Annotated in this window: 12 protein-coding genes; 4 read left to right on the top strand and 8 right to left on the bottom strand. The window is 61.5% G+C overall.

The annotated features are described in order from the left end of the window. Nucleotides 1-39 precede the first annotated feature (39 nt). From F8N85_RS20795 to F8N85_RS20790, 3 genes are all read left to right on the top strand, one after another. A complete protein-coding gene (locus tag F8N85_RS20795) occupies nucleotides 40-1,029 on the top strand; it encodes an alpha/beta hydrolase (protein WP_150805402.1) in 990 nt (329 codons plus the stop codon). Nucleotides 1,030-1,216: 187 nt separating this feature from the next. Then, nucleotides 1,217-1,384, top strand: a complete 168-nt coding sequence (locus F8N85_RS34580; RefSeq protein ID WP_191636223.1) for a hypothetical protein — start codon at nucleotides 1,217-1,219, stop codon at nucleotides 1,382-1,384. Beyond that, nucleotides 1,385-1,741 (top strand): hypothetical protein, encoded by a 357-nt coding sequence (locus F8N85_RS20790; protein WP_150805401.1) that lies wholly within the window; start codon nucleotides 1,385-1,387, stop codon nucleotides 1,739-1,741. It abuts the gene before it with no gap. Between the two features lie 131 nt (nucleotides 1,742-1,872). Here the strand turns inward: F8N85_RS20790 and F8N85_RS20785 are convergent, their stop codons facing one another. The 5 genes from F8N85_RS20785 to pvdM all read right to left on the bottom strand — a co-directional run bounded on the left by F8N85_RS20785 (nucleotide 1,873) and on the right by pvdM (nucleotide 9,805). Next, the gene (locus F8N85_RS20785; RefSeq protein WP_150805400.1) at nucleotides 1,873-4,278 is read right to left on the bottom strand and encodes a TonB-dependent siderophore receptor; all 2,406 of its coding nucleotides are present in this window, start codon (nucleotides 4,276-4,278) and stop codon (nucleotides 1,873-1,875) included. A gap of 160 nt (nucleotides 4,279-4,438) precedes the next feature. Then, the gene (locus F8N85_RS20780; protein ID WP_150805399.1) at nucleotides 4,439-6,088 is read right to left on the bottom strand and encodes a cyclic peptide export ABC transporter; all 1,650 of its coding nucleotides are present in this window, start codon (nucleotides 6,086-6,088) and stop codon (nucleotides 4,439-4,441) included. A gap of 119 nt (nucleotides 6,089-6,207) precedes the next feature. After that, nucleotides 6,208-7,110 (bottom strand): formylglycine-generating enzyme family protein, encoded by a 903-nt coding sequence (locus F8N85_RS20775; protein ID WP_150805398.1) that lies wholly within the window; start codon nucleotides 7,108-7,110, stop codon nucleotides 6,208-6,210. A gap of 47 nt (nucleotides 7,111-7,157) precedes the next feature. Further along, the gene (locus F8N85_RS20770) at nucleotides 7,158-8,438 is read right to left on the bottom strand and encodes an aminotransferase class V-fold PLP-dependent enzyme (RefSeq protein ID WP_150805397.1); all 1,281 of its coding nucleotides are present in this window, start codon (nucleotides 8,436-8,438) and stop codon (nucleotides 7,158-7,160) included. Between the two features lie 11 nt (nucleotides 8,439-8,449). After that, entirely contained in the window at nucleotides 8,450-9,805 is a 1,356-nt protein-coding gene (pvdM, locus tag F8N85_RS20765) for a pyoverdine-tailoring dipeptidase-like protein PvdM (RefSeq protein ID WP_150805396.1), read from the bottom strand. Between the two features lie 267 nt (nucleotides 9,806-10,072). On the opposite strand from pvdM, the gene F8N85_RS20760 reads away from it, so the two are divergent. Beyond that, nucleotides 10,073-11,698, top strand: a complete 1,626-nt coding sequence (locus F8N85_RS20760) for a PvdJ/PvdD/PvdP-like protein (RefSeq protein WP_150805395.1) — start codon at nucleotides 10,073-10,075, stop codon at nucleotides 11,696-11,698. Between the two features lie 158 nt (nucleotides 11,699-11,856). On the opposite strand, the gene F8N85_RS20755 is transcribed toward F8N85_RS20760, so the two are convergent. The 3 genes from F8N85_RS20755 to F8N85_RS20745 are packed head-to-tail and all read right to left on the bottom strand — an operon-like array spanning nucleotide 11,857 to nucleotide 16,405. Continuing rightward, on the bottom strand, nucleotides 11,857-13,251 hold the full coding sequence (locus F8N85_RS20755) for an efflux transporter outer membrane subunit (protein WP_150805394.1): 1,395 nt from the start codon (nucleotides 13,249-13,251) through the stop codon (nucleotides 11,857-11,859). A gap of 7 nt (nucleotides 13,252-13,258) precedes the next feature. Beyond that, complete coding sequence (locus F8N85_RS20750) at nucleotides 13,259-15,232, bottom strand: MacB family efflux pump subunit (protein WP_150805393.1); 1,974 nt, start codon at nucleotides 15,230-15,232, stop codon at nucleotides 13,259-13,261. Then, nucleotides 15,233-16,405, bottom strand: coding sequence for an efflux RND transporter periplasmic adaptor subunit (locus F8N85_RS20745; RefSeq protein WP_150805392.1), 1,173 nt, complete (start codon nucleotides 16,403-16,405; stop codon nucleotides 15,233-15,235). Between the last annotated feature and the right edge of the window lie 26 nt (nucleotides 16,406-16,431).

Genomic DNA, 16,431 nt, shown 5'->3' with positions numbered 1-16,431 from the left:
TTGAGGGGCGGCCAGCGTGGCCGCCCCAGGATGCATTTGATGTCATTGAATCCGGAAATCGCGGCCTTTCTCGACCTTGTCGAAGCGAATCAGACAGGCGACTCCATAGCCTTGCATCGGCAGACGCCAGAGCAGGCACGGCAGGCGTTCGAGCAGTCTTCGGCGCGGATGCGCTGGCAGGCGCCCGAGGTCGATTGCCTCGACCTGAATTATCCGACCCGCGATGGCAGCTCATTGCCGATGCGGCTTTATCGACCCTTGGGGGAAAGCCAGGAAACCCTGCCAGTGCTGGTGTTCCTGCACGGCGGCGGTTTTGTGGTCGGCAGCCTCGACTCACACGATGGGGTATGCCGCGAGTTTTGTGCGCGAACCCCCTGTGCGGTGCTCGCAGTGGAATACCGGAGAGCGCCGGAGTACAAGTTCCCGACCGCCGTGGACGACGCCGCCGATGCCCTGCACTGGCTGGCCGTAAACGCCGAAGAACTGGCTCTGGATACCGATCGGCTAGCCTATGGCGGCGACAGTGTCGGCGCAACGTTGGCCACGGTGTTGGCCATCGAGGCCGCCGCCGATCCTTCGGGACTCAAGCCCTGCCTGCAATTGCTTTGCTACCCGGTGACCGACGCCTCGCGGCGCAGCGAATCCATGGAGCTGCTGAGTGAAGGTTATCTACTGGAAAGCGCGACCCTGGAGTGGTTCTACGACCACTACGCGCGAACGCCCGAAGACCGCGATGACTGGCGTTTCTCGCCGTTGCTCGCACCCGACCTGCAGGGCGTGGCACCAGCCTTCATTGCCCTGGCAGGCTTCGATCCGTTGATCGATGAAGGGCGCGCCTACGCGCAGCGACTTGCGGCGCAGGGGAGTGTGGTGGAGTGCCGTGAGTATCGCGGGCTGGTCCATGACTTCCTGCGTATGCCGATGGTGACTGCCGAGGTTGAAGCGGTTTACCGGGAGCTGGCCGAAGTACTGCAGCGGGCGCTGTATCCGCAGCCTTCGGCAGCTGCTACGGACCGTGTAAGGGATTAACTGGTGCGTATGTTTTGGCCCGTAGATCAGGCTTGCGAGACTGTAATACCGGTAAACAATTAACTGACGAGCATTTCAACCATTACACAGAATTGGCGTGGATAATTACTCCACCTTCAGCATCTGCAAATCGCAACGCGTGTGATGCTCGAAAACCGGCAAGCAATTCACCCAGGAAGGGTCACTCATGAAAATATCCAACCTCAAGACTCTGCGGCTTGTTCTGTCTGGCGCACTATTGGGGATTGCGGCGGCGAACGCATTTTTCGGCGTGGAAGCCTCTGGCGAACTTATGGCGGGTGTTCTCGGCGCTGGCGGTGCGTTTGTGACAATGAAGCTGCTAGCGATCGCCTAGGTGTTTACCGTCCATGGTCATGAGATTGGCAGCGACGGAATTACCCTGATAGTTGCAGGTATCTGTGTACTTATCAGCTTTGCCCAGCAATGGCGCTGCAGAAAACAAATCACCACAACTGATACGGTGATGTCGCTGCTCAATGGAGCATCGGTGTTCCCTTTCTGCCTCATGATGGGCGCCAGTTTTTCTGATGACTTCATGCAGGCCGCAGTTGAATCAAAGGCGTCGCTAAGTGTCGCCGGTTTCCTTGGCTTGCTGTTTGTTTGCGGGGAGGTGCTATCCCCCTCCAGCCTCAAGAAGGATTCCGAAAAAATCGTCATCTCTCAATCTGCGGTTCCACCAGAAAGCGCTTGAAGATTGAAAGCCTGGCCTTGGCGCTGGGCTTTGTCATTTTAGCCGTTCAGTCAATGTCCCAGGCATAAAAAAAGCGAACCTGAAACCAGGTGCGCTTTTTCCGACATGGCTTGTTCAGCCAGAACTCAGCCTCAGAAGTTGTACTTGAAGCCGGTCATGATATTACGCGGCGCGCCATACACACCTTCGGAGTAGACGAAGGAGTAGTACTCACGGTCGAACACGTTGTTCAGGTTGACCGAGGCGCTGAGGTTTTTGGAGATGTCGTAGCGGGCCATGAGGTTGGTAATCGCATAGCTGCCCTGCTCGTAGTAGTGCAGGTTTTCGCCGGTCTTGCTCTGCCAGTTCACACCACCACCCACAGTAAGCTTGTCCAGCATGCCGGGCAGGCGATAGGCAGTGAACGTCTTCAGCATATGGCGTGGCAGGTTGGTGACGATGCGCTTGTCTTCGGCGTCGGTGGTGACGCTGTAGGCATAACCGGCAGATGCCTGCCAGCCTTCAGCCAGCTCGCCGTTCATTTCAAACTCGACACCTTCGGTGCTGGTGCTTTCCTCGGTGATGTAGGCCTGGGTGTTCGACTGCCATACCGCGAGGTTGTCTTGCTCCAGCTTGAACAGGGCCAGGCTGGCGTTGAGTTTTTCGTCGTAGAAGCTGCCCTTGATACCGACTTCGTAACCCGTGCCTTCCAGTGGTTCGAGGGCTTTGCGGTTGATGTCGCGAACGTAGGAAGCCTGCGGGTTGAAGATCTTGGTGTAACTGGCATACAGCGACCAGTTATCGTCCAGGTCGTAGACCACACCGGTGTAAGGAATGAAGACGCCGCTTTCCTTCTCTTCGACCGTGGTCGTGCCTTGCCCGTAAAGGTGGGTATCGGTGTCGCGTTTCCAGTCGGTCAGACGGCCACCGAGAATCACGCTCAGATCGTCGGTAACGTGCAGGCGCGAGGTCAGGTAGGCGGCGTATTGCTTCTCTTTGATGCTGCCTTTGCCAACGACCGGTGTGGCGGGTTTCGGTGCATCGCCGTTCCAGGTTCTATAGTCCGGAACCTGGAAGCCATAGTCCCGCAACCAGTCGTTGTAGTTCGGGGTGTTCTCCTCATAGTCGGTGGCGGTGACACCGACGATCAGCTCATGTTCGCGACCGAACGCCGAGAACGGCCCGGTCAGGTAGGCGTCGATGTTGTCCTGGCGGGGTGTGCCCGACCAGTGCACGGGCAGCAGCACGGCGCCGGAGCCGGTGGCCTGGTCGAGGCTGCCGATGGTGTAGGAAAAGAGCTCGTCGAATTTGTTTTCGGTGTGGCCGTATTCGATCTTGCCGCTCCAGCCGTTATCGAATTGATGTTCGATGGAGGTGAAGTAGTTGGTCTGATCGTGGTCGTTGTATGCCCAGTTCGGCGCGGGGTTGAGCGAGCGCTGCATGTGGGTTTTGTTGCCGTTGCTGAATTTGGTCTGGTAACCCCCGCGCAGCGGCGCATCGACCTGGGTCTTCTGATAGCTGAAGCCGGCGGTCAGCATGGTCGATTCGCTCAGGTCGAATTCGGTGATGCCGTAGATCAGTTGGGAGTCCTGCTTGAAGCGATCGACCCAGGCTTGCTGGTTCTTGTAGTCGACCACCAGGCGGCCGCGCACATTGCCGCTTTCGGTCAGTGGCCCGGAAACATCGAAACCGCTGCCGTAGCGATCCCAGCTACCGGCTTCGCCAGTGATGCTCGCCTGTGCTTGCGCGGTAGGACGCTTGCGGATCAGGTTGATGGTCGCCGATGGGTTACCCATGCCACTGATCAGGCCGGTGGCGCCGCGGACGATTTCTATACGGTCGTATATGGCCGAGCTTTGGGTGTAGTTGTCCAGGCGGGTGGAGGTAGGCACGCCGTCGATCTCGAAGTTCTGGATCTGGAAACCGCGGGACCAATAGGTGTCGTTCTCGGTGCCCAGGCCCAGGCGAGTAACGGTGACACCCGGGGTGGCTTCGAGGACATCGGTCAGATTAGTGAGCCGCTGGTCATCCAGGCGCTGACGGGTCATCACGGTGACCGACTGCGGAGTTTCTTTCTGCGTCAGGTTGAGCCGGGTCGAGCTACTGGACGAGTAAGTGGTGTACAGGCCGGTGCCTTCGGTGGTCGAACCCGGCGCCTTGCCGGAGATCGACACCGCGCCCAGTTCCACGGCGCTGGAGGCCCCCGCCACCGGGATCAGCGAGACTGTGTTGCCAGTCAGTTGAAAAGTGATGCCGCTCCCCAGCAGCAGTCTGTCGAGCGCTTGTTCGGGCTCAAGGTTCCCGGCAACCGCGGTGGACTTGATGCCCTTGACCATGTCCGGACTGTAGAGGATCTGCAGGTTGGCTTGTTGCCCCAGTTGCTGCAGGGCGCTGGCCAGCGACTGCGCGGGAATGTCCACCTCGACCGGTGCCGCCTGCACTTCAGAGACCCCGAGCAACAGTAGGGTCAACAGAGCGCCGGGCAGGACTGCTCTGCGGGATTTTTGCCGGTGGATCGCCTTTGCCAGAGGTGTGCGGGACAGGGTAGGGCTTTGCATTGCTCTAAATGCTCCTGAAGCGAAGTGTGCAGTTTTTAGTAAATGATAATTATTATTAGACGCGGCACGTTGGTGAAACCGGAAAAAATAAATCCCCCAAACGTTGAATCGGTGCTACCGCGCGGTCGCAGGCACCCTGCCGGACCGCGCTTTCAGCGGATCAGGCCGGGCTCAGCGCTGTGACCACCTGACCGGCCTCCATGCGCACCAGCTGGTCGGCGACATCGAAGTAGCGGTCGTCGTGGGAGATGACGATGATGGTCTTGCCCAGGCGTTTCAGATCCGGGAGCAGCTCGGTGTAGAAGATCCGCCGGAAGGTCGGGTCCTGGTCGGCCGCCCATTCGTCGAATACCAATACCGGGCGTTGTTCCAGCCAGGCGTTGACCAGGGCCAGGCGCTTGCGCTGGCCGGTGGAGAGGTCGGTGGTGGTGAAGGCGCCGTCCGCGACGCTGACCTTGTGGGCGATCTCCAGGCGTTGCAGGTACTGGTTGGCGTCTTCGGGGATGTGCTGGTCGCCTTGCACGACGTCATCGAACAGGTAGTAGTCGGCGAAAATCGTAGTGAACAATTGGCGGTAATCGTCGCGGTGTTCGGCGTCGATGCTCTGCCCGTTGAGACGGATTTCTCCTTGCTGCGGCGGATAGAGTCCCAGCAGCAATTTGATCAAGGTGGTCTTGCCGCAACCGTTTTCACCGACGATAAAGATTATTTCGCCGTGTTCGATCTTCAGGTTCACCGGCCCCAGGCGAAACGCTTCGCTGCCCGGTGCGGCGGGAAACGCGTAGCTGACATTGCGCAGCTCGAGGCTGTGCACCGGCTTGGCCTTATTGCCCTGGTCATCCAGCAGCAGGTGTGGCTCGGGGGAAGAGAACTGCTCGGAGAGTTCGGCGATCCGGCGAAAGGCGATCTGTGCCCGGCTGACAATCGGCAGGGTGCCCACCAGATGTTCCAGCGGGCCTTTCATGTACAGCAACACCAGCACGAAGCCGCTCATCACCGTCTTGTCGGCGCTGGGCCAGAAGGATTGCAGGGCCAGGGCCAGGCCGATGACGACAAAGAACAGCATCGAACCGAAGGTCTTGGCGATGACGAAGGTGTTGATCGAACGGATCTGCGTAGTGCAGATGAAGTCGGCAGTGGCCTTGATCCCGGAGACGAACATGCGCTGGCGACGTGGCCGGTGGATACGCAGTTCCTTGGCGCCTTCGGCAATGGCGTTGTAGTGCTTTTGCAACTCGTCCTCGGCGTCCCGGGCGGCCATGAAGCCCTGGATACCCCGGCTTTGGGCGAAGTACTGAATCCCCGTGCCAATGATGATCGCCACGACCATCATCAGGAACATCGGCCACGACAACATGGCCAGGTAACCCATGCAACCCAGCGTCACGGTCAGGGAAATCGCCAGCGGAGCGAAGGCGAAGGCGAAATCGCTGATGGTGTCCACGTCATGGGTCAGCACCGGGATCAACCGGTGGCTGCGATAACGCTCGATCTGTTCGATGGGGGCCGAGAGGACCTTTTCTCCCAGTTCTTTGCGCAGCTTGGCGATGATGTGCTGGCCGACGTAGTTGGTGCCGATGTCCGAGCAGATCGAACTGAACAATGCCAGCAGGCACAGGCCGGCAAACAGGGCCACCACCCCTTGGGTCAGGCCGCTTTCCGAGTGCAGGGCAGTGTTGATGGTTGCCAGCAACACCGTGACGCTCAACCCGCCGACCATGCCGAGGAGGATCGATAGCGCGACGACTAGCCGAAAGGGTTTGAGGAGGGTGAACAATTCATGAATTGCACCGCGCGCAGGCTGGGTCATGAGGGGACAGTTCCTTGGGTCGTAGAGGCAGATACCCAGTAGAACGTCTGGTCAGGCGCTTAATTTAGAAGGCCGCCGACTGGCGGCGACCTGTATGCAGGGGCGGGCAGGATTATAGTCTAGAGCTCACGTATAACGCGAAAGCCGATCCAGTCTCCGCGGGTTTGCGGATAGATGTTGTTGCGGTTGCCCGAGCGGGAAAACACCGGCGCTTCGCCCCAGTCGTTGCCGCGGATCTGCAGCGCTTCACATCCAGGCTCGACCCACGCGCTGCCATCGGTTGGCGCGCCGAGGTAGTTGGTGTGTTCACAGTCGGCGATCCACTCATAGACATTGCCGTGCATGTCGTACATGCCGAATGCGTTGGGCGGATAGCTGCCGACCGGCGAGCTGAAACTGTAGCCATCAGCCGGGCCATAGGTGTTGGCATGTTTGGCGATGCTGTATGCCTTGCCTTCATCGAAGGGGAACGGGAAGGGGCCGCTGGAGCCGGCACGGGCGGCGTACTCGCGTTGGGCCTCGCTGACCATTCGATAGCTCTGCCCGGTTTTTTTCGACAGCCAGGCGACATAGGCTTGCACGTCGGCGAAGTCCATGCACACCGCTGGCTGGCGCGGGGTCTGTGCATAGCGGGGCTTGCTGGCCACGCATTCGCGACCGGGCCGGGTATCACCGTTGGCGATCTTGACCCCGGTTTCCCGCACGTAGCGGTCCCATTCACCGGCGGTGATCTGAAAGCGGCTCATGGCGAAAGGTCTAGCGAAGGTTACTTCATGCATCGGACCCTCGTCGGGTTCGCGGCCGGCTTCGCCGTCCGGAGTGCCCATGGTGAAGGTGCCAGCTGGCAGCACGACCATTTCCGGGCAGTCCTTGCAGTCCTTGAATACCTTGCCCGGTTGTGGCGGCGTGGCCGCCAGGGCGGTACTTGGCAGCAGGCCGCCGAGCAGTGCGGTGAAGGCCAACGCGGTCAGCGTCTTCAACGGATAGGCGTGCGGTTGGGCGGTGAGCGGGTCATTGGTCATGAGTCATCTCGATCAAGGGAAATGGCATCCTGGGAGGCTTCAAGGGGTCAACGTCTGTTGCTCAGCAAGGCCATGAAACGATCGACCTCCGCTTCGCTGTTGAGCAGGCCCGGAGCGGTCCGGATCAGCGGACCGACATCGCGCTCCACGGCATCGACGACTACCCGGTTCTGCATCAGATAAGCTGCGACCTGGTCGCTGTCCTGATCCTTGATCCGGAAGAAAGTGAAACCGGCCGACAGCTCGGGACTGAGGGGCGTCACCAGCTCGATCCGCGAGTGTTCCTGCAGACGCTGCTTGAGGTAGCTGTTGAGTTGATGAATGCGTGCCTGAACCTCGGCCTTGCCCAGTTGCAAATGCAATTTGAAGGCTTCGTTGAGGGCCCAGCGATGTTCGAAGGCGTGGTAGCCGCCGGGGGACATGCTGGTGGCGAAGTTGTTGTCTTCGGAGAAGGTCGGCTCACTGGGTGTGAGGTATTTCAGCTCCTCGAAGCGCGAGCAAACGATGCCGGTACCGCGCGGGCCAAACAGCCACTTGTGGGTGCCGGCGATAAAGAAGTCGCAGTTCATTTGCGAGAAGCTCAGGTCTTCCACGCCAAAGCCGTGGACGCCATCGACGACGTACAGCAGCCGGTTCTGGTCGTCACGATCCTTGTTGTGTTCGTCCACCAGCTTGCCGATCTCTGCCAGCGGCAATTTCACGCCGCTGCCCGAGTGCACCCAGGTCATCCCCAGGACCCGGGTCTCGGGCCGGATATTGCGACGAATCGAGTCGAGCACTTCGTCGGTCGAGAGCTGTTGCGGGTCCTTGAACAGCCTGATCTTGCGCACCCGGGTTTGCTGCTTTTGGGCCCTGAACTCGAGAATGCTGTGGGTCGAATAATGCTCGTGTTCGGTGGTGAGGATTTCTTGATCCGGGCGCACATGAATTCCGCCATAAATCATCGCCAGGCCTTCGGTGGTGCTGCCGGTCAGGGCGATTTGCCCGGGTTTGGCCTGCAGGTATTTGCCGGCCTGGTTGCGGACCTCGGCTTCGTGCTTCCAGGTTTCTTCGCGGTCCCAGTCCATTGCCAGTCCCGGATTGCGGTCGAGCCAAGCGCGGTGCTGGTCGATGGCCTCGCGTACCGGTCTTGGGTGGGAGGTGACCAGGAAGTTCGAGAAGTGGATGTAGTCGGGGTCGAGCAGGAACAGCTGACGCAGTTGCGCCCATTTGTCCTTGGGCAGCGCTTGCAGGGTGTCGGCCATGGCCTGGCTGTCGAGCCCGGCACCGAGGGGCAGCGCGGCGGCCAGGATCCCGGCCTGTTTGAGAAAGGTTCGACGATCATTCATGGTGGTGTTGTTCACTTGGCAGAAGTCAGGGCGGGTTTGGCGGCTTTCTGCACCTGGTCCCAGACCCGCAGGAAGTTGCCACCCCAAAGTTTGGCGATATCCGCTTCGGCATAACCGCGCTGGATCAGTTCGGCGGTGACATTGCGAATCTGGCCGACGTTTTCCCAGTCCTTGACCCCGCCACCCTCGTTGAAGTCCGAGGCAATGCCGACGTGATCGATACCGATCTTTCTCACCGTGTAATCGATGGCGTCACCGAGGTCTTTTAGCGTGGCCTTGGGTTCCTCCTCGAGAATGCTGTAGAGCTCGCCGGCGTACTGGCCGAACTTCTGTTCCGGCCAGGCGGCAATGATCGGGTCGCCGGGCATCAGGGCCATGGCCAGATTCGGCAGCGGTGGCAGGTCAAAGCGCGCGCGCAGGGCGTTGAGCTTGTCCTGGGTCGGTTGGCTCAATGGCCGCAGGTAGGCCGAGAAGCCGACAATCTGCACCACGCCACCGCTGTTCTTGATTAGCTGCAGCTCCTTGTCGCTGAGGTTGCGCGGAATATCGACCATGGCCCGGGGCGCCGAGTGCGAAGCGACCATCGGCGTGCGACTCAGCTGGGCGACTTGGCTCAGTGCCTGGGTGGACATTTGCGACACGTCGATGATCACCCCCAGATCGTTGAGCCGTTGCACCGCCTGTTTGCCGATGTCCGAGAGGCCGTCGAGGGCGTCCGGCGAGTCGTTGAAAAAGGGCAGCGGGCGCGAGGAGTCAGCCCAATCGTTGTTGCCGATATAGCTGAAGCCGAACATCCGCATGCCGCGCGCAGCCCACTTGTCCAGCAGGTTCAGGTCGTGACCCAGCGGGTAGGCGTTGAGCATGCTGATAAAGATCGCGAACTTGCCTTCGCCATGCAGGCGTCGGAAATCTGCCGGGGTGTAGGCGATGCCGACCTGGTTGGGAAAATCGCGGACGATGCCGGAGATGATCTTGTAGCGAACCTCCTGCTGGTTGCGGGCCTCTTCGACGAAACCGGCGGTAGGTTTGTGCGGGGCATTCGGGCCGTTCCACATTTCCGGCCAGCCGAAGATCGTCAGTGCCGCACCGGACAGGCGTCCGCGGTTGGCCTTGGGCAGATCGAACTGCCCTGAACCGTCTTTGTCAGCTTCGTTTTCCGCGGTACCGAAATCCAGTGGCACGGTGATGTGGCTGTCGAAGGAAATCATCCGTTCATGCAGCTCATCGGCCTGCTTCATCACCTTGACCGGATAACCGGGATTGTCCTTGAACCAGTAATCCCAGGCCAGAAAACCCGCGCCGGCGGTGACGGCCAGGGCTAGCGGCAGGCCGATGTAAAGAGCCTTTTTCGAACGTGGTTTTGTCATTGCCATCTCAGTCAGGTTCGCCGTCGAGGTGCAGGCGCAGGGGCCTTTGCTATCTGGGAAGAACGAGGAGAAGGCCGGGAAATTTAGGTCGTTCCCAGAAAGATCGCAGGCTTCGCCAGCTCCTACGCCGACCGCGTACACCTGCAATTCCTGTAGGAGCTGGTGCAGGCTGCGATCTTTTTTCGCCCCCGCAGCGCTTAAATTTCCCCACCCAACAAACGTTCTAGCTTGGATAAAGCCAGCTTCATGGCTGACACAGGTAGGGCAATGACGATTTCTCGACGAGGGTTCATCGCGGGCTTGGCGCTGACCGGTGCCGCCGTGCCTGCGGCTTTTTATGCGCATCGCGAGTTGACGCGGGTGGATGAGACGATCACTGCGGGTGAGGCCACGGTCGATCTCGCGGACACCGCCGGGCAGCACCTGGCGGACAGCCTGCGCGGCGTCTGGGAGATTCGTTTCGAGGGTCGGGATGCCGGCCTGGACGGCTTGCCGCTGAACGGTCTGGAGCTGTTTCTGGACATCGCCCATCGTGGTCGCGGGCTGCGCGGTTATCTGGATAGCGCCGAGCGCTTGCGAGCGGCCGACGAGCCGCGGTTCCGAGTCGTCGGAGATTTGCTGCAGGCCAATCCCGCCGAGTTGCATTGGCGACTGGTCAGCGTCGACAGTGCCAGTGGCGCACCCGCGTACGAGTTCAACCTCAGCCTCGATGAAGTCTGGGCCGATTTCGGCAATGCCGGCAGCGCCACCCTCAGCGGGCGGATCCTGCGCCTGGATCGGCCCTTGGGTCTGCCCGAGCTGGACAATCGATTTGTCGCCAGCAAGCGCCGGTTCCCCGAAGCCCGTGAGCGGATTGCCCTGAACCCGGGCTTTCTGGCGTGGTTGATTTCCCTCGAGCACCGGCTGTTCCATCAGCTCTGGCATGCTTCGCGGGACAAGTGGCACAGCCTTTCCGAAACGCAGCGCGGCGCATTGCGTGGCATTGGCTGGCAGCCGGGTCCGCGGGATCTGGAGCGTGACGCCCGAGGCCCGCGCAAAGACCGCAATGGTTCGGGGATTGATTTCTTCTTCATGCACCGGCACATGCTCGGCACCGCGCGCTCAATGCAGGACTTGCCCTCCTGGCCGGACTTTCCCGTGCCGCAGCCGGAGCTTGAACGCGACCGGCAAGGTTTCGCGCGCTATTTCGACAACCACGACGGGTTCGCCTTGCCACCGACCTGGCTGGCCGAGGGTGATACCGAGTACAGCCAATGGGTCAGCGATATCAAGGCGGCCGAGACCTACCACAGCAATTTCCAGGTATGGGAGTCGCAGTACCGTGACCCGCGTTACCTGGCGAAGCTGACCCTCGGCCAGTTCGGCTCGGAGGTCGAACTGGGTCTGCATGACTGGCTGCACATGCGCTGGGCCTCGGTGCCGCGCGATCCGTCGAATGGCGTGCCGGTGCCGTTTGCCCGGGACCCTTCGGACTTCGCGGCGCGCTGGTACTCGGCGGAAAACGACTTTCTCGGCGACCCGTTTTCCTCTCACGTAAACCCGGTGTTCTGGCATTTCCACGGCTGGATCGACGACCGCCTGGAAGACTGGTTTCGGGCCCACGAGCGCTTCCATCCCGGTGAACTCAGCCGGCTGCAAGTCAACGGCGTGCCCTGGTTCGCCCCGGGACGCTGGGTCGAAATCGCTGACCCATGGCTGGGGCCGACCACCCATGGTTGCAGCACCACCCCGGGGCTGCAGGCTGGCAAGTCGGTGGAGATGGATCCGGAGACCATGAAGCTGGCGTTGCGCATCACCTTTGGTGATGAAAAGAAAGTCGCGGACCTGTTGCGCAAGGTGCCGCAGAGGCCTTGGTATGCGCGGAATCTGAAGGTCAAAGGGCGAATACTTTAGTCAGGACAGGTAGACCGCGTCGTGTTCATCGCGAGCAAGCTCGCTCCCACATTAGATTTATGTCGCCCACAAAATTGTGGGCATACAGAGAACTAGATGTGGGAGCGAGCTTGCTCGCGATTGGGATATGACAATCACTGCATCTCTTGAACCAAGAATCACAGCACCGACCACCCCCCACCCAATGCCTTATACAGCGCCACACTGGCCTGTACCCGCGCCAGTCGCAGCTGCACATTCAGATCCTGCGCGGCATACAGCGTGCGCTGGGTATCGAGCACTGTGAGCAGGTCTTCGGCACCGGCCTGGTAGCGGCTTTCGGCGATCCGGAAGGCGGTTTGCGCCTGGCTCAGTTCTTCGCTTTGCCACTGCCGTTGCCGGTCCAGGCCGTCGATGCTGTTGAGGGCTTTTTCGACGTCGGCAAAACCGTTGATGATCGAGCCGCGATAGGTTTCCAGCAGTTCTTGCTGGCGGGCCGTGGCCTTGTCGCGTTCGGCACCCAGGCGGCCGTTGTTGAAGATCGGCGCCACCAGCCCGGCAGTCAGGTTGTAGAACGGGCTGCTTAAAATATCCGAGGCGTTGTTGGCGCCCGAGCCGATGTTGGCGCTCAAGGTGACACTGGGCAGCATGGCAGCGCGAGCGACGCTGACGTCAGCCTGCGCGGCAGCCAACTGGGCTTCGGCACGAGCGATGTCCGGACGGCGACTGAGCAGGTCGCTGGGCAGGCCTGCGCCGATGCTCGGCCAGCTCAATTGCTCGAAGCGCTGCTCGCCGAGTGACAGTGCTTGCACCGATTGGCCGAGCAAGGCAGCCAGGGTGATCAGGGCGTCCTCGGCTTGCTGCTGAACCGCTGGCAATTGCCGTTGCTGGGCGGCGACCAGACTCTTTTGCTGAGCCAGTTCGAGGGCGGTCGCCGAGCCTGCGTCGTAACGGGTCTGCACCAGTTGCAGGACCTTTTGCGCGTTGGCCAGGTTCAACTCGGAAATCCGCCCTTGCTCACGCAACGACAAGGCCTGGGCATAACTGTTGGCCACGCTGCTGAGCAATGTCAGCTCCACGGTGGCCTGGTCGAACTCGCTGGCGCGCACGCCGTGCAGGGCACTGTCATGGGCCGCGCGCTTACCACCCCAGAAGTCGATCTCGTAACTGGCGCTCAGATTCGCATCGAAATAATCCACCGCCTTATTACTGCTGTCGGCGTCCAGCTGGCTGTAGCCGTTGCCACGCAGCAGTTTTTGCCGGTTGGCGTTAAATCCGCCCTTGATCTCCGGCAGCAGTGGCCCGCCGGCGATCACCGCGCTTGCCTGTGCCTGACGTACCCGGGCCATGGCCGCGGCCAGGTCAAAACTTCCCAGCCGTGCCTGTTCGATCAACCGATCCAGCTCGCTACTGCCGAAGTGCGTCCACCAGTGTTCGCTGGTTTGACGGGCGGCTGCGGCAGCGGGCGAATGCCAGGCTGCGGGCGGTTGAATGCCGCTGTCCGGACGCTGCGCAGGAGTGCCGCAAGCGCTCAGCAGCAGGCAGGCGGCGAGGAGACTCAGAGGGGGTTTCATAGGGCGATCATTCACTGGTAAGGGCTGTGACCGGGTCGAGCCGGGCAGCTTTGCGGGCAGGCATGAAACCGAAAACCACCCCGGTGACCAGGGCGCAGCCGAAGGCGCCGAAAATGGCTGGCAGAGAGAAGGCCACCGCGACGTTGCCAAGCAGCAGGACACCGCCGACCATCAACGCCAGGGCGACCCCGGCGATCCCGCCGACCACCGAGAGCATCACGGCCTCGGTCAGGAACTGGCGCAGGATGTCCCGTTGCCGGGCCCCGGTGGCCATGCGGATACCGATCTCGCGGGTGCGTTCGCGAACGGTCATCAGCATGATATTCATCACCCCGATGCCGCCTACCAGCAGCGAGATTGCGGCAATCGAGCCGAGCATCAACGACAGGGTGTTCTGGGTGCGGGCTTCGGCCTGGATCATGGCGGCGTTGTTGGTCAGTTCAAAGTCGCGCTTGCCGTCGTGCATGCGCAGCAGCAACTGGTCGATAGCCAATTCGGTCTCCTTGACGTTGTGCGCATCGGCTGCGGCGATGGCCACGTATTCCGGATCGTGGGTGCCGAACAGCCGGATACTGGCGGCCGAGTAGGGGATGGCGATCCGGTCGTCGCTGTCTTGTTCGCCGGAGCTGGTGCCTTTTTCTTCCAGCACGCCGACCACCTGGAACGGTACGTTCTCGATCAGGATGTATTGGCCGATCGGATCGATGACATCCTTGAATAACTTGTCGCGGACTTTTTTCCCGATCACTGCCACGGCGGCTGCGGTGTTTTCATCGGCCTGGGTGAAATAGCTGCCTTCAACCACCGGCCAGTTGAAGATCGCCGGGAAGTTGGTGTCGTTGCCGCCGACATAGGCGGTGTGATCGACGTTGCCGAAGCGCACCACGGCTTCCGCGCCAATGACCGGCATGATCCGCTTGACCTGGGGCAGGGCGGCCAGGGCGGCGACTTCGTCAAGCCTGATGATGCCCAGCGGCGTGCGTGGATTGGGTGATGAGCCGCTGAGGTACAGGATGTTTGAGCCGAAGGCACCCATCTGTGCCATGACCTGGCGCTTGCTGCCTTCGCCCACGGCCAGCATGACCACCACCGAAGCGACGCCGATGATGATTCCGAGCAGGGTCAATGCGGTGCGGAAACGGTTGATCCACATCACTCGCCAGGCGGCTTGCACCGCGTCCAGCAGTTCGCCCTTCCAGGCGCCGGTGGCTTCACTGCCCTCGCTCAGGCGCTTGCGCAGATCGACGGCTTGCAGGGCTCCGGGGTTGACCGGGACCTGCGCCCCGGCATCGACCTGAGCGGTGTCGCTGATGATCAGCCCGTCGCGGATTTCGATGATGCGCTTGGCGCGGGCGGCGACTTCGCGGTCGTGGGTGATCAGGATCACCACGTGGCCCTGGCTCGCCAGTTCGTCGAGCAGGGTCATGACCTCGGCGCCGCTGTGGCTGTCCAGGGCGCCGGTGGGTTCGTCGGCGAGGATGATATGGCCGCCGTTCATCAAGGCGCGGGCAATCGACACTCGCTGCTGTTGCCCGCCCGACAGTTGATGCGGGCGATTGCCGGTGCGTTCGGCCAGCCCCAGGCGATCCAGCAGGGCGGCGGCGCGGGCGTGGCGCTGGGCGGCGGGGGTGCCGGCATAGATCGCCGGCATCTCGACGTTTTCCTGGGCCGAGCCGGAAGGGATCAGATGGTAACCCTGGAACACGAAACCGAAGGCTTCACGCCGCAGCCAGGCCAGCTCGTCGCTGTCCAGTTGCGCGACGTTTTCACCGGCGAACAGGTACTCGCCGGAGGTCGGGCGGTCGAGGCAACCGAGGATGTTCATCAGGGTCGATTTGCCTGACCCGGAAGCGCCGACTATCGCCACGAACTCTCCGGCATGGATCGACAGGTCGATGCCGCGCAGCACTTCGACCAGCGGGCTGTCATTGCCTCCATAGGATTTGCGGATGTCGCGCAGGTCGATCAGCGGCGTTTGCATTCAGCCTCCACTGCCGGCAGCAGGACCGATCAGCAAGTGCTCGCCCTCATCGAGCCCCTCAAGCACCTGAACCCGCAGCCGGTCACTGATCCCGGTGCGCACCTCGCGGCGCTGGATATCTCCGTTTTTGGCGACCACCCGGGCGGTCTGGCTGTCCGCCTTCGAGCTGCCCTGCAAGGCCGCGATGGGCGCGGTCAAGACGTTCTGCGCGCGATTGGCGACGAAGAACACCTGGGTGGTCATCTCAGCCATCAACGCCTGGTCGGCGTTGTCGACGTCCAGCAGCACGGTGTACAGCACCACCCGAGCGCTGCCGCTTTTGCTGGTGCTGGTCGGACTGCCACTGCTCTGACCGGTTTGCTCCAGGGGTTTGGGCGGGATCGGCAGGATCTGCCGCACGCTGCTGGTCCAGCGTCGGCTGCCACCGCTGAGGGTGGTGAAGTACGCGTTCATCCCCGGTTTTACGTGACCGATATCGGCCTCGGAGACCTCGGCCCAGACGGTCATCGGTGACAGCCTGGCGATACGCAGGATCAGCGGAGTCTGCTGTTGCGCGTTGAGGGTCTGGCCTTCCCGGGCGTCCACCGCCACCACGGTGCCGGACATCGGCGCGTAGATATGGGTGTAACCGAGTTCGGCTTCGTCACTGCGCAGGCTGGCCTGGGCCTGACGGATCTGGGCCTGGAACATGTCGATCCGCGCCTGGGTGGCGCGCACTTCGGCCCGGGCGGTCTGGACGTCTTCTTCGCGAGTGGCGCCACCCGCGGCGAGGCGTTGCTGACGCTGGTATTTCTGCTGGGCCAGATCATGCTGCGCGCGCTGTTCCTGCAGCTGGGCCTTGAGATTCTCGATGGAGAAGCGCGCGGCATCGAGCTTGGCCTTCTGCGTGGAGGGATCGATTTCCACCAGCAGTTGGCCTTCCTTGACCTGGTCACCGGCTTCGACGTGGATCTTCTGGATCTGTCCGGAAGCCTGGGCGCCGACGTCGACATAGCGTCGCGGCTGCAAGGTGCCAAGGGCGGTAACGCTGCTTTCGATGTCGCCTCGGCTGACCTGGACGGTGGCGAGTTTGTCGCGGCCCGGCGGGATGACTTGCCAGGCGGCAAAGGCAATGAGGGGGAGCAGGCCGAGCGCTACAAACAGGGCGCGTCGGGTTTTTTGGGGACGTTTCATGCAGGGTTCCGGCCAATGGAAGTCGG

The organism is Pseudomonas fluorescens, assembly GCF_902497875.1.
In the GTDB taxonomy this organism is placed as follows: domain Bacteria; phylum Pseudomonadota; class Gammaproteobacteria; order Pseudomonadales; family Pseudomonadaceae; genus Aquipseudomonas; species Aquipseudomonas fluorescens_BR.
Note: the sequence above shows the minus strand (reverse complement) of the source record. Positions and strands in the feature narration are given on the sequence as shown.

What these genes read in the sequence shown, in the direction of transcription:
- F8N85_RS20795 (WP_150805402.1), top strand. Translation starts at nt 40, where the DNA reads ATGTCATTGAATCCGGAAATCGCGGCCTTTCTCGACCTTGTCGAAGCG.
- F8N85_RS34580 (WP_191636223.1), top strand. Translation starts at nt 1,217, where the DNA reads ATGAAAATATCCAACCTCAAGACTCTGCGGCTTGTTCTGTCTGGCGCA.
- F8N85_RS20785 (WP_150805400.1), bottom strand. Translation starts at nt 4,278, where the DNA reads ATGCAAAGCCCTACCCTGTCCCGCACACCTCTGGCAAAGGCGATCCAC.
- F8N85_RS20780 (WP_150805399.1), bottom strand. Translation starts at nt 6,088, where the DNA reads ATGACCCAGCCTGCGCGCGGTGCAATTCATGAATTGTTCACCCTCCTC.
- F8N85_RS20775 (WP_150805398.1), bottom strand. Translation starts at nt 7,110, where the DNA reads ATGACCAATGACCCGCTCACCGCCCAACCGCACGCCTATCCGTTGAAG.
- F8N85_RS20770 (WP_150805397.1), bottom strand. Translation starts at nt 8,438, where the DNA reads ATGAATGATCGTCGAACCTTTCTCAAACAGGCCGGGATCCTGGCCGCC.
- pvdM (WP_150805396.1), bottom strand. Translation starts at nt 9,805, where the DNA reads ATGACAAAACCACGTTCGAAAAAGGCTCTTTACATCGGCCTGCCGCTA.
- F8N85_RS20760 (WP_150805395.1), top strand. Translation starts at nt 10,073, where the DNA reads ATGACGATTTCTCGACGAGGGTTCATCGCGGGCTTGGCGCTGACCGGT.
- F8N85_RS20755 (WP_150805394.1), bottom strand. Translation starts at nt 13,251, where the DNA reads ATGAAACCCCCTCTGAGTCTCCTCGCCGCCTGCCTGCTGCTGAGCGCT.
- F8N85_RS20750 (WP_150805393.1), bottom strand. Translation starts at nt 15,232, where the DNA reads ATGCAAACGCCGCTGATCGACCTGCGCGACATCCGCAAATCCTATGGA.
- F8N85_RS20745 (WP_150805392.1), bottom strand. Translation starts at nt 16,405, where the DNA reads ATGAAACGTCCCCAAAAAACCCGACGCGCCCTGTTTGTAGCGCTCGGC.